The organism is Rhizobium sp. R693, from assembly GCF_002211315.1.
GTDB lineage: Bacteria > Pseudomonadota > Alphaproteobacteria > Rhizobiales > Rhizobiaceae > Rhizobium.
Genome location: NZ_LOKY01000012.1, coordinates 390,668 through 402,674 on the forward strand (window position 1 = coordinate 390,668; position 12,007 = coordinate 402,674).

Consider the following 12,007-nt stretch of genomic DNA (forward strand, 5'->3'; position numbering starts at 1 on the left):
TTTTCCCATCTTCATCGTCAAGTGAGAAAAGGTTTTCTCACGCAAAAATCATACAATTGTCATCGAGGCATCGAGAACGACCGGCAACAAAGAAAATCGCGGCAGACTGACGCCCGCCGCGATCCAAAACTTAAGCGATGTAGGGTGCAATCAGCCCTTGATCGTCGCCTTGCCTTCTTCCAGGAGACGTGCCGCTGCCTCCGCAGGCGTTGTGCGCTCGAATGCGAGCTCATCGGCGATCGGACGGAAGACGCGCTGGTCGAACTGCGTCGAGCCGAGCGGGGCAGGCGCCGGATACTCGCCGACCTGATCTTTCAGCAGGTTGATGTACTTCACAGTGTCCTGTTCGGTCGGATTGAGATGGGGGAGAATCGCCTCGCGCACGACAGGCGACATCGGCACGCCGCGCTCGACGCCAAGGATCTTGCCAGCGTCCACATCGTTGACGAAGAAGTCGATGAACTTGGCCGCAGCCACGCCGTTCTTTGTCGTCGCGCCGATGCTCCAGATCAGAGCCGGGCGATAGTAGTGGCCGGACGGGCCACCTTTCTTCTCGCGCGGTAGGAGTGTGATTGCCAGCTTGTTCTTGGAGATCAGCTGATAGCCGACGAGCTGGTTGGAATACGCCATGCCCATGGCTGACTTGCCAAGCGCGAGGCAGTTCGTGTCGATCGTGTTCTGGTCCAGCGTCTGAACATCAGCTGCAACCGTGCCGCCTTTCTTCCGCAGGTCTTCCCAGTAGGTGAACCAGGCCGTTGCGTCGTCAACATTGAAGCCGAGCTTGCCGTCGGCATAGAGGCTCTTGCCGCGCTGGCGCAGCCATGCATCGAATACGTAAGCGTAGCGTGCACCGTAAGGACCGCCCCAGTAGTTATCCTTGCCACCGGCCTTCGTCAGTTCGACCGCGAGCTTGGCGTACTCATCCCAGGTTAGATCCGCGGTCGGTACGGGGATGCCCGCTTTGTCAAAAGCAGTCTGGTCGAAGAACAGTGCGAAAGAGTTGAGGCCGAGACCGACGCCGTAGAGCTTGCCATCCACCGTTGTCAGCTTCAGTACGTCCTTGCCGAAGGAATCGACCTTCAATGTCGTGGGCACGAACTCGTCCAGCGCCAGGCAGGCGCCGCGCTTTGAGTAGTCCGAGATCGTTCCCGGCTCGAGTTGGAACACGTCCGCAATCGCGCGACCGGCCATCTGCGTCGACAGCTTCGTCCAGTAGCCATCGCCGCTCAGCGACTCGCCGACGATCGATACGCCTGCGTTCTTGCTTTCATAGAGCTTCGCGACATCGAGCGTGCGCTTGGCGCGATCGTTTGAGCCCCACCACATGGCGCGCAGCTTGGCGTCTTCCGCAAAGGCGGGAATTGCGCTTCCGGCACCGAAGGCTAGCCCGGCAGCGACGCCGGCCGAACCCATCAGAAATGAACGGCGATTGACCTGCATTTTCATCCTCCTCTTTCATCGCCCGCCGTCCTCCAACGGCTCATTGGGCTTATGCGGGGTAGATTACGCAAAAAAATTTTCAATGCAACAAATTATCTTTTCTTGCAAATTTGCATAATTTGCATAATCTTCTTCGTATGAATGAGATCAAGACGAAAAAACTGAGACAGGCCGACATTGCGACCATGGCCGGCGTATCTGTATCGACCGTATCGCGCGTGCTCGCAAACGAGCCCGGCATCAGCGAAAGCGTGCGCCAGCATATTCTCAAGGTGGCGGCCGAAAACGGTTACTCTGCGCGCACCGCAAGCGGCGCGCTGCGCGGCGCCCTCGCCTTGATTGCAAGCGACGGGGTCACAGGCGGGCTTAGCGTCTTCTACGAAGGAATCGTCGAAGGGTTGCGCGCCGGCGCCCTCGACGCCGGTCTCCCCTTCGAGGTGCGGCTGATCCGCGAGCACAGGGCAACACCCGACGTGGTTCACGAGTATATGCAGACGGCCGGCGCCGGTGGTTTGTTTCTGGTCGGAATCGATCCGAGCGCCGAGTTGCGCGCCTGGTTCGAGGACGCAGCGATACCAACGGTACTGGTCAACGGCACCGATCCGCAATTGAAGATCGACGGCGTTTCGCCCTCGAACTTTTTCGGCGCATATGAAGCGACAACCCGCCTTTTGAATGCCGGCCATCGCAAGATTCTGCATCTGACGGGCTCGCACCGAAACACCATCCGCGAGCGCGTGCGGGGCTTCAAGGCAGCAATTGCCGAGGTCGACGGTGCCGAAGGGCATCTTGTGTCGATGGCTTTCAAGGGCAGCGCAACACACGAGGCGCATGAGCTGACGGCTGGCGTGCTTGCTAAGAACGCTGGCTTCACTGCCGCTTTCTGCATGAACGACTTCATTGCCGTCGGCGTTCTGGAAGCAGTGACCGAGGCTGGACTGCGGGTGCCTGAGGATTTCGCCATCGTCGGCTTTGATGACCTTCCCTGCGCGCTGATGACCAACCCGCCGCTGTCGACCATGCGCGTCGACCGCGTGGCGCTCGGCAGGGAGGCTGTCAGTCTCATGGTTGCGCGTTTCAAGGATCGCACCGCCCCTGCCCGCCAGATTTGCCATGCCGTTGTCCCAATTGCCGGCGGCACCGTCCCGAACTCCTGACATGAGCAATGCCGATGACCTATGATCCCGCCAGTGCAAATCCGCTTGCCACCAATCCGCTGAAGACGCGTAAGGACATGGCACGCGCGCTTCGCGACCTCTTCGATCCGCTACTCCCCTACTTTTCCGCAGGCAATGCCCGCGTCCGGCTCGACGGCGCCGCTGCGCATTTCGACCGCGCTGCAGCGGATCTCGAGGGCTTTGCGCGGCCGCTCTGGGGGCTGGCACCCTTCGGTGCCGGCGGTGGCGACTTTGCCGAATGGCATCGTTTTGCCGAGGGCATTGCTAACGGCACGGATCCAAAGCATCCGGAATATTGGGGAACGGTCAACGGCCGCGACCAGCGCATGGTCGAGCTCGCGGCGCTCGGTTTTGCTCTGGCGCTCGTGCCGGAAAGGGTCTGGGAGCCGCTTGGCGGAAAGGCGCGCGACAACGTCGTCGCCTATCTCAAGCATGCGCGGCAGTTCGACTATGCCGACAACAACTGGAAATTCTTCCGCATCTTCGTCGACATCGCGCTCGACCGCGTCGGCGCCAATTTCGATCGCAGCCTGACCAAGCAATATCTCGAAGAACTTGAGGGCTTCTATATTGGCGACGGCTGGTACCGTGACGGCAACGTCCGCCGGATCGATCACTACATTCCGTTCGCCATGCACTTCTACGGCCTGATCTATTCCAAGCTCGTGGATGACGACTATGCACGGCGTTACCGCGAACGCGCCCACCTCTTTGCAAACGACTTCAGGCACTGGTTCGGCGCCGATGGGGCGACCATCCCGTTTGGCCGCAGCCTGACCTATCGCTTCGCTTGCGCCGGCTTCTGGTCGGCGCTTGCCTTTGCCGATCTTGAAGCGTTGCCCTGGGGCGAGATCAAGAGCCTGTGCCTTCAGCACCTGCGCTGGTGGAAGGATAAGCCGATGACCAATCGCGACGGCATTCTGTCGATCGGGTTCGGCTATCCCAACCTGCTGATGTCGGAGAACTACAATTCGGCCGGTTCGCCCTACTGGGCCTTCAAAGCATTCCTGCCGCTTGCGCTCGCCGAGGATCATCCCTTCTGGACAGCCGCGGAAGCGCCACCGGTTGAATCGGCCAGCGTCCTGCCGCAGCGCCATCCCGGCATGGTGCTGATGCGTGATCGTGGCGATGTCGTCGCGCTTTCCTCCGGCCAGGAGAACCTGCAAATGCGGTTCGGCACAGAGAAATACGCGAAATTCGCCTATTCCAGCCGCTATGGATTCAGCGTCGAGTCCGACGAGCGCAACTTCGCTGGCGCAGCCTTTGATTCTGCCCTCGCCTTCAGCGACGATGGCCTGCACTACCGCGTTCGCGAGACCAACCGGGAAGCCAAGCTTGCGGGTGAGGTTCTTTACTCCAAGTGGTCGCCGTTCCCGGATGTGGATGTCGAAACCTGGCTGGTACCCGCAGCCCCCTGGCACATCCGTATTCACCGCATCAACACCCCGCGACCGCTACAGACGGCGGAAGGCGGCTTTGCGATCGCGCGCCGTGATTTCGAACTCGACACACTGGTCGCTGAGGGCTCGAGCGCCTATGCGATCGGCGAAGACGACTTCAGCGGCATTCTCGACATCGGCTCGAAGGTGGCGCGCACGGGCCTGACGCAGAAGGCGCCGCCGAATACCAACATGATCGTCGCCAAGACGCTTGTGCCGCAATTGCGTGGCAAGATACCGGCAGGCCAGACGATGCTGATGAGTGCTGTCCTCGCTGCAAACGACACCGGCACCCTGGCTGGTGCCTGGACCCGCCCGCCGAAAGCCCCTGATACTGGCGAACTCGAAGCGCTTGTCGCAAAAGCAGGGATCAACGTCAGTGCCATCGAGGCGCCGGGGCAGATGCCATGAAGCACCCCTCGATCGCGCTTGCGATGCAGCCTTCGCGCACCGAACATGTTCTCTCGCCTGACGCCCTGCGTCGGCTCTGCGAAGTCGGACGCGTGCTCGACCCCGAACCGCTCGAGTGCTTCGACAGCGACCGGGCCAAGCGCATTCTCGCCGAGACGGAGGTGCTGGTTACCGGTTGGGGCTCGCCCTATGTCGGGCGGGAGGTTATTGCGGCTGCTCCACGCCTGCGGCTGATTGCGCATGCGGCCGGAACCGTGAAAGGAATTGTCGACGAACAGATATTCGATGCCGGCATTGCCGTGACCCATGCGGCCGAGGCGAACTCCGTTCCGGTTGCGGAGTTCACGCTTGCGGCAATCATCTTTGCCGGCAAGCAGGTGTTCCGTTTCCGCGACCTCTATGTGGCGGATCGCAATCGCGACCGGACACACGCGATGCAGCGGCTGGCGATCGGCAACTATCGCCGAACGGTCGGTATTGTCGGAGCGTCACGCATCGGTCGGCGCGTCATCGAACGACTGCGGCCCTTTGGATACCGCGTGCTTCTCTTCGATCCCACGATCGATCCCGGTGAGGCGATCGGCCTTGGAACAGAGAAGGTCGATCTGATCACGCTCATGAAGCAATCGGATATTGTCAGCCTGCACGCGCCATCATTGCCGTCAACGCGTCATATGATTGGAGCCGAAGAGCTGTCGCTGATGAAGGACGGCGCGACATTGATCAACACGGCACGCGGCTCCCTGGTCGACGAGACGGCACTGCTGAAGACGCTTGCCACCGGACGGATCGACGCGGTCATCGACGTCACCGAGCCGGAAATACCGGAGCCGATGTCGGCCTTTTACGATCTGCCGAATGTCTTCCTGACACCGCACATCGCCGGCGCCGTCGGATTGGAGCGCGGGCGGCTTGGAGACATGGCAGTCGATGAAATAGAGCGGTTCATCAAAGGCGAACCGCTCCTCTTTCAGATCCTGCGCCGCGATCTGGCACTTATCGCTTAGCCGGCTTTCAAACCGGCCGGCGCACTGCCTGCGACAATCTCCGGCATCAGGTCGGAGATCTTCACGACCTTGCCGGTGCGCGAACTTGTTAAAGCGGCAATGCCGCACAGCACGGACATGGCGCCCGCGCGCGTGCCGGCACGTTGACCGAGCTTGTCTTCCATACCCTGCTTGAAGATCATGTTGCGCATGCGGTTGTCGCCGCCGTAGTGGCCGCCCGCCGAATGCGGCACGACGATGCGTTCGACTGCGGGCTTGTCCTTCGGGAAATTGCGCACGAGCAGGATGGTGTCCTCGTCAGGCGTTTCCCAGGGCTGCTTCTCGTATTGGCGCAACTCGATTCGCCCACGCGTGCCGTTGAACGCGATGTGGTGGCCTTCGATCGGCTGGAAGGTGTTTAGCGAATAGGAGACATGGACATTGTTCTTGTAACGGATGCTGACGACCATCGTGTCGGGGATATCGATATCCTCGCGGTAGACGCAGCCGTCGCGGAAATAGCCGTCGATCTTCGAAGGATCTTCGTAAAGCGAGTCGAGAAAAGGATCGGCTTCTAGGTCGAGATAGTAATCACACTCGCCGGTGTGCGGACAGAGCTTGCAGCGCGGGCCGCGGAACGGCCCCTTGCGGCCGTAATTCTGCAGATCTGCAAAGGAGGTGACGGCATCCGGATCGCTGTCGAGATACCAGTTCAGGAGATCGAAGTGGTGCGTCGCCTTATGCACGAAAAGACTGCCGGAATTTTCCGCATAGGCATGCCAGCGGCGGAAATAGTCCGCGCCGTGCTTGGTGTCGAGGTACCAGTGGAAGTCGACCGAGGTGACGCGGCCAATCTCACCAGCGTTCAGCAGTTCCTTGATCTTGGCGGCCGTCGGCGCATAGCGATAGTTGAAGGAGACATCGACGCGCTTGCCTGTGCGCTTTTCGGCGTCGAGGATGCGACGGATCTTGTCGACTGCCGTGGTCATCGGCTTTTCCGTGATGACGTCGATGCCGGCTTCGAGCGCACGAACGACGATATCGTCATGGGTGTGATCAGGCGTACAGACGATGACGAGATCGACCTGCTGTTCGGCGAGCATGGCGTCGATATTCTCATAGATCGGCGCATTGCTGCCGATCATCGTGCGGGCCCGTTCGGCACGCAGCGAATTGGTGTCGACGATCGCAACGAGATCCACATGCTCGCGCCAGCCGGCAAGCAGTTCCTTGCCCCACATGGTGGTGCCGCGGTTTCCCGTTCCGATCAAGGCAAAGCGACGTTTCTCCATCGTATGATCCTCCTTCATGCGTCATGAAACGAAAATTGGTCCGGTGCCCAACACGTCGCGGCTCCCCAACTAGCGGTCCATATCAGGCTGTAACTAAATAGTTACCTGATGGCAGACGCCATCCACTGTCAATAGCCGATCGCGAATTTCGCAAGTCAGGCAGTAATCGACGCGAGGGTGACGTGGACGATGTGCCGCTCCCAGGCGTCGAGATTTCCCGGTTCGACCAGATCACGGCCGAAGATCGTCGAAAGCGTATATTGGTTGGAGAGGTAGAAGTATCCGAGCGAGGCAATCGTCAGGTAGACATTCAGCGGATCGGCGCTGGCAATAAAGACACCGGCCTTCTTGCCGCGCTCGAGCACCTCGGCAAGCTCCCCGATCAAATGCGAATGCAGTTCCTTGAGCCGGACGGATTGGCGCAGCCAGCGGGCGCGATGAAGGTTTTCGGTCCCGAGCAGGCTGAGGAATTCCGGATGCTTGAGAAAATAGCGCCAGGTGAACAGCGCCAGCTCGCCAATACCTTCCTGCGGCGTGCGATCACCGATATTGAGCTCGCGCTCGGCCGTGCGAATGCCGACATAGGCCTCCTCGAGCACCTTGAGATAGAGTTGCTCCTTGTCGCCGAAATAGTGGTAGAGCATCCGCTTGTTTGTACCGGCGCGCTCGGCGATCGCATCGACACGAGCCCCGCCCATGCCGTTTTCGGCAAACTCCTTGGTCGCCGCCTCGAGGATTGCCGCACGCGTCCGTTCCGGATCGCGCTGCAAGACACGCTCGGGCGACTGGCGCCTCACTCGCTTCTTTTCCCCACTTCCGCCGGCGCCTTCCATCGGCCCACCTTTCTTATTTCCCCATTGCGCTCATAGTACGTTGCGAACGAATTGTAAAAAACGAGAAGCATGAGGAGCACTATCATATCAGCGCTTGACAGCCTCAATGCTTCTCCATAGCTTGTAACCAATTAGTTATTTGTTGCAAGAGAAACCAGCAAGGAACGTGTGGAGGCGTTCCCCAAGGGAGGAGGAGAACAGATGACACTACGCGTAAGCAGACGTAATTTCATGGCGGGGGGAGCAACACTTCTTTCGATGTCCGCACTGGGTTCGAAGGCATTTGCCGCCGATACCCGCCTGCGGCTTCTGTGGTGGGGTTCGCAGCCGCGCGCCGACCGTACCAACAAGGTTTCGCAGCTCTATCAGACGAAGAATCCGGGAACGTCGATCACCGGCGAATTCCTGGGATGGGCAGACTACTGGCCGCGCCTGGCGACCCAGGTCGCCGGCCGCAATGCGCCCGACGTCATCCAGATGGATTATCGCTACATCGTCGAGTATGCGCGCCGCGGCGCACTTGCTCCACTTGAGTCCTACATGCCTGCCAAGCTCAATCTCGGCGATTTCGATCCGGCGCAGATCGAGGGCGGCAGTGTTGACGGGCACTTCTATGGTGTCAGCCTCGGCGCAAACGCCGCATCAACGGTGCTGAATACCGTCGCGTTCCAGGAAGCCGGTGTCGATCTGCCGACGCAGGCCACCACCTGGGAGGAATTCGGCAAGATCGGTGCCGAGATCACCAAGGCCGGCAAGCGCAAGGGCTTTTATGGTTTCGCCGACGGCAGCGGCAACGAACCTTTGCTGGAAAACTATCTGCGCCAGCGCGGCAAGGCGCTCTACTCAGCCGATTCCAAGATCGCCTTCGGCGCCGAAGAGGCTTCCGAATGGTTCGATATGTGGAGCAAGTTCCGCGAGGCCAAGGCCTGCGTACCGCCGGACGTTCAGGCTCTCAACAAGGACACGATCGACACGAGCCCCGTCACGCTCGGCAAGGCGGCTGCCGACTACGCGCACAGCAACCAGTTCGTGGGCTTCCAGGCCATGAGCAAGGACAAGCTAGCACTGAACAACTACCCACGCATCAAGCCGGATTCGAAGGGCGGCCACTACCGCAAGCCTTCGATGTTCTTCTCGGTATCCGCGCAGTCGAAGGTCGTCGACCAGGCCGTCGATTACGTCAATTTCTTCGTCACCAACCCCGATGCGGCTCTGGCGCTCGATGTCGAACGCGGCATTCCGGAATCGAAGGCGATGCGCGACGTCGTGGCAGCCAAGCTCGATGCGACAGGCAAGATCCCCCTCGCCTATGTCAGCGGCTTGGGTGACCTTGCCGGCAAGCTGCCGCCGCCGCCGCCCTCGGGCGCTGGCGAGGGCCAGGTGATGCTACGCACCATCGCTGAGCAAGTCGCATTTGGTCAGCTTTCCCCCGCCGATGGCGGCAAGCAACTGGTCGACGAGATCAGCCGCATTCTCGCCAAAGGCTGACGCGGATGAGTGATGTGATGCGCACGACCGCCCCGGACGCAATCAAGAGTAAATACGGGGCGGCGGCCGAGGGGCGTTTCAAACGCCTCTGGGCCGCCAATGCCCCCGGCTATCTCTTCCTTCTGCCGTGGCTGATCGGCTTCTTCGGGCTGACGCTCGGACCGGCCGTCATCTCGCTCTACCTCTCGTTCACGGATTTCGACATGATCCGGTCGGCCGAGTGGGTGGGAGCGGCAAACTACGTGCGCATCGCAACCGCCGACCCCAAGTTTGCCGCGGCAATGAGGGTCACGTTGACTTATGTGGTTCTGTCGGTGCCCTTCAAGCTGACCTTCGCGCTGCTGGTCGCGATGGCCCTCAACAAAGGCGTCCGCGGACTGCCGCTCTACCGCGCGATCTTCTACCTGCCGTCACTGCTCGGCGGTAGCGTGGCGATCGCTGTCCTCTGGCGACAACTCTTCGCCGGCGATGGCCTCGTTAATGCCGCGCTTGCCCATTTTGGCATCGAGGGACCGAGCTGGATCTCGCATCCGAGCTATTCGATCTACACGCTGGTGGCGCTGAGTGTCTGGCAGTTCGGTTCGCCGATGATCATCTTCCTTGCCGGTCTGCGCCAGATTCCGACCGACATGTATGAGGCCGCCAGCCTCGACGGCGCGTCCAAGTTCCGGCAATTCTACAAGATCACGCTGCCGCTTTTGACGCCTGTTATCTTCTTTAACGCCGTCGTTCAGACGATCGATGCCTTCAAGGCTTTCACGCCGGCCTTCATCATCTCCGGCGGCACCGGCGGACCGATCAACTCGACGCTGTTCTACACGCTCTATCTCTATCAGGAGGCTTTCGGAAACTTCCGTATGGGCTACGCCTCGGCGCTCGCTTGGATTCTCGTGCTGATCATCGCGATCTTCACGGCGTTTTCCTTCCTGACCTCGCGTTACTGGGTGCACTACGATGACTAACGGGATCACATCAGCTGCTGCGGCACCACCTTCCGATATCACCAAGCGCAGCCTTCCGGCGTCAATTGCGATCCATACGCTGCTGATCCTCGGCTCGTTGCTGATGCTCTATCCGCTGCTGTGGATGGTCTCGGCCTCGGTCCGCCCGGAAAACGAGATCTTCTCATCGACCTCGCTTATTCCGTCGTCGATCGATTTCTCGTCCTATTTGCGCGGGTGGACAGGGCTCGACATCACCTTCGGCCGGTTCTTCTGGAACTCGCTCGTTATCTCGGTGCTGACTGTCATCGGCAATGTCGTCGCCTGTTCGCTCGCAGCCTATGCCTTTGCACGCCTGCGTTTTGCCGGCCGGAACTTCTGGTTCGCAATCATGCTCGGCACGCTGATGATCCCGTATCACGTGACGCTCATTCCGCAGTATGTGCTGTTTCTCAATCTCGGCTGGGTCAACACCATCCTGCCGCTCGTGGTGCCGAAATTCCTGGCAAGCGACGCCTTCTTCATCTTCCTGATGGTGCAGTTCTTCCGCGGCATTCCGCGCGAACTCGACGAAGCCGCGATGATGGACGGCTGCAGTGCCTGGCGCATCTATTGGAAGATCATGCTGCCATTGTCGCTACCGGTTCTCGCGACCGCCGCGATCTTCTCCTTCATCTGGACCTGGGACGACTTCTTCGGCCCGCTGATCTACTTGAACGACATGAACACCTATACGATCCAGCTCGGTCTGCGCACCTTCGTCGACTCGACCAGCGCATCGGACTGGGGTGGGCTGTTTGCCATGTCGACGCTGACGCTGGTGCCGGTGTTCCTGTTCTTCCTGTTCTTCCAGCGGCTGCTGATCGAAGGCATCGCCACGACCGGCATGAAGCGCTGATGCAGTTACGGATATAGATCAATGAGTATCAAGAGAGTTGCGATCGTTGGCTGCGGCATCGGCCGTTCCCACATCGTCGAAGGCTACCTGCCGCATCCGGAAAAGTTCAAGGTCGTGGCGATCTGCGACCTCAACGAAGAGCGGCTGCGCGAGATCGGCGACGAGTTCGACATCGCCAAGCGCACGACCTCGTTTGCCGATGTGCTTGATGACGAGAGCGTCGACATCGTCGACATCTGCACGCCGCCCGGCATTCACCTGGAGCAGGTGGTCGCGGCGCTGGCAGTGGGCAAGCATGTCATCTGCGAGAAGCCGCTGACCGGCTCACTTTCCGGGGTCGACACGATCATGCAGGCGGAGAAGGCAGCCAAGGGAACGCTGATGCCGATCTTCCAGTATCGCTACGGCGACGGCATCGAGAAGGCGAAGCGGATCATTGAGGCCGGTATCGCAGGCAAGCCCTATATGGGCTCGGTGGAGACATTTTGGCTGCGCACGCCCGAATACTATTCCGTGCCGTGGCGCGGCAAATGGGCGACCGAGCTCGGCGGTGTGCTGGTGACGCACGCGCTGCATCTGCATGACATGCTGCTGCATCTGATGGGCCCGGTTTCGAAGGTCTTCGGCCGCGTCGCCACCCGGGTCAACGATATCGAGGTCGAGGACTGCGCCTCCGCCAGCCTTTTGATGCAGAATGGCGCCTTCGTATCGCTCTCGTGCACGCTTGGTTCGCAGGAGCAGATAAGCCGCCTGCGGCTGCATTTCGAGAACGTCACCTTCGAGAGCAACCACGAGCCCTATTCGCCGGGCAAGGATCCGTGGAAGATCATCGCCGCCAATGACGAGGTTCAGGCGCGCATCGACGCCGTCATCGGCGACTGGCAGCCGGTGGCGCCGCGTTTCACCACTCAGATGGAGCATTTCCATGCCTATCTCAGCGGCAACGGGCCGCTACCGGTGACGACAAGGGACGCGCGCCGCGCGCTGGAACTCGTCACCGCGATCTATCAATCGTCCGATACCGGCAACGAAGTCATCCTGCCGATCGGATCGGACAGCCCGAAGTACGCCGATTGGCGTGCTCGCACGAAGTAACGGACC

Annotated in this window: 10 protein-coding genes; 7 read left to right on the forward strand and 3 right to left on the reverse strand. The window is 60.3% G+C overall.

Features of this window, described 5'->3' with window-relative positions; translation table 11 throughout:
* Positions 1–150: 150 nt before the first annotated feature.
* On the reverse strand, positions 151–1,440 hold the full coding sequence (locus ATY79_RS13855; RefSeq protein WP_088704203.1) for an ABC transporter substrate-binding protein: 1,290 nt from the start codon (positions 1,438–1,440) through the stop codon (positions 151–153).
* Between the two features lie 137 nt (positions 1,441–1,577).
* Here ATY79_RS13855 and ATY79_RS13860 point away from each other — a divergent pair, with 137 nt between their 5' ends.
* From ATY79_RS13860 to ATY79_RS13870, 3 genes are read left to right on the forward strand one after another with little or no spacing between them, the layout of a single operon-like run.
* Positions 1,578–2,597: a LacI family DNA-binding transcriptional regulator gene (locus tag ATY79_RS13860; RefSeq protein ID WP_088692526.1), complete on the forward strand. Its 1,020-nt coding sequence runs from the start codon at positions 1,578–1,580 to the stop codon at positions 2,595–2,597.
* A 14-nt stretch (positions 2,598–2,611) separates the two neighbouring features.
* The gene (locus ATY79_RS13865; RefSeq protein ID WP_088704152.1) at positions 2,612–4,468 is read left to right on the forward strand and encodes a DUF2264 domain-containing protein; all 1,857 of its coding nucleotides are present in this window, start codon (positions 2,612–2,614) and stop codon (positions 4,466–4,468) included.
* On the forward strand, positions 4,465–5,475 hold the full coding sequence (locus ATY79_RS13870; RefSeq protein ID WP_088692528.1) for a hydroxyacid dehydrogenase: 1,011 nt from the start codon (positions 4,465–4,467) through the stop codon (positions 5,473–5,475). Before ATY79_RS13865 ends, ATY79_RS13870 begins: the two co-directional genes overlap by 4 nt.
* On the opposite strand, the gene ATY79_RS13875 is transcribed toward ATY79_RS13870, so the two are convergent.
* Together ATY79_RS13875 and ATY79_RS13880 are read right to left on the reverse strand one after the other, a co-directional pair.
* Positions 5,472–6,746: a Gfo/Idh/MocA family oxidoreductase gene (locus ATY79_RS13875; protein WP_088704153.1), complete on the reverse strand. Its 1,275-nt coding sequence runs from the start codon at positions 6,744–6,746 to the stop codon at positions 5,472–5,474. The genes ATY79_RS13870 and ATY79_RS13875 overlap by 4 nt on opposite strands.
* Before the next feature lie 155 nt (positions 6,747–6,901).
* On the reverse strand, positions 6,902–7,579 hold the full coding sequence (locus ATY79_RS13880; protein WP_088692530.1) for a TetR/AcrR family transcriptional regulator: 678 nt from the start codon (positions 7,577–7,579) through the stop codon (positions 6,902–6,904).
* A 201-nt stretch (positions 7,580–7,780) separates the two neighbouring features.
* Between ATY79_RS13880 and ATY79_RS13885 the strand changes: the two genes are divergently transcribed.
* From ATY79_RS13885 to ATY79_RS13900, 4 genes are read left to right on the forward strand one after another with little or no spacing between them, the layout of a single operon-like run.
* Positions 7,781–9,067 (forward strand): ABC transporter substrate-binding protein, encoded by a 1,287-nt coding sequence (locus tag ATY79_RS13885; RefSeq protein ID WP_088704154.1) that lies wholly within the window; start codon positions 7,781–7,783, stop codon positions 9,065–9,067.
* 5 nt (positions 9,068–9,072) lie between these two features.
* Positions 9,073–10,029, forward strand: coding sequence for a sugar ABC transporter permease (locus ATY79_RS13890; protein WP_088692532.1), 957 nt, complete (start codon positions 9,073–9,075; stop codon positions 10,027–10,029).
* Entirely contained in the window at positions 10,022–10,906 is an 885-nt protein-coding gene (locus ATY79_RS13895) for a carbohydrate ABC transporter permease (RefSeq protein WP_088692533.1), read from the forward strand. Before ATY79_RS13890 ends, ATY79_RS13895 begins: the two co-directional genes overlap by 8 nt.
* Positions 10,907–10,927: 21 nt before the next feature.
* Positions 10,928–12,001 (forward strand): Gfo/Idh/MocA family oxidoreductase, encoded by a 1,074-nt coding sequence (locus tag ATY79_RS13900; protein WP_088692534.1) that lies wholly within the window; start codon positions 10,928–10,930, stop codon positions 11,999–12,001.
* Positions 12,002–12,007 lie beyond the last annotated feature (6 nt).

Excerpts from the sequence above, each read along its gene's own strand:
- ATY79_RS13855 (WP_088704203.1), bottom strand. The coding sequence starts at position 1,440 with ATGCAGGTCAATCGCCGTTCATTTCTGATGGGTTCGGCCGGCGTCGCT.
- ATY79_RS13860 (WP_088692526.1), top strand. The coding sequence starts at position 1,578 with ATGAATGAGATCAAGACGAAAAAACTGAGACAGGCCGACATTGCGACC.
- ATY79_RS13865 (WP_088704152.1), top strand. The coding sequence starts at position 2,612 with ATGACCTATGATCCCGCCAGTGCAAATCCGCTTGCCACCAATCCGCTG.
- ATY79_RS13870 (WP_088692528.1), top strand. The coding sequence starts at position 4,465 with ATGAAGCACCCCTCGATCGCGCTTGCGATGCAGCCTTCGCGCACCGAA.
- ATY79_RS13875 (WP_088704153.1), bottom strand. The coding sequence starts at position 6,746 with ATGGAGAAACGTCGCTTTGCCTTGATCGGAACGGGAAACCGCGGCACC.
- ATY79_RS13880 (WP_088692530.1), bottom strand. The coding sequence starts at position 7,579 with ATGGAAGGCGCCGGCGGAAGTGGGGAAAAGAAGCGAGTGAGGCGCCAG.
- ATY79_RS13885 (WP_088704154.1), top strand. The coding sequence starts at position 7,781 with ATGACACTACGCGTAAGCAGACGTAATTTCATGGCGGGGGGAGCAACA.
- ATY79_RS13890 (WP_088692532.1), top strand. The coding sequence starts at position 9,073 with ATGAGTGATGTGATGCGCACGACCGCCCCGGACGCAATCAAGAGTAAA.
- ATY79_RS13895 (WP_088692533.1), top strand. The coding sequence starts at position 10,022 with ATGACTAACGGGATCACATCAGCTGCTGCGGCACCACCTTCCGATATC.
- ATY79_RS13900 (WP_088692534.1), top strand. The coding sequence starts at position 10,928 with ATGAGTATCAAGAGAGTTGCGATCGTTGGCTGCGGCATCGGCCGTTCC.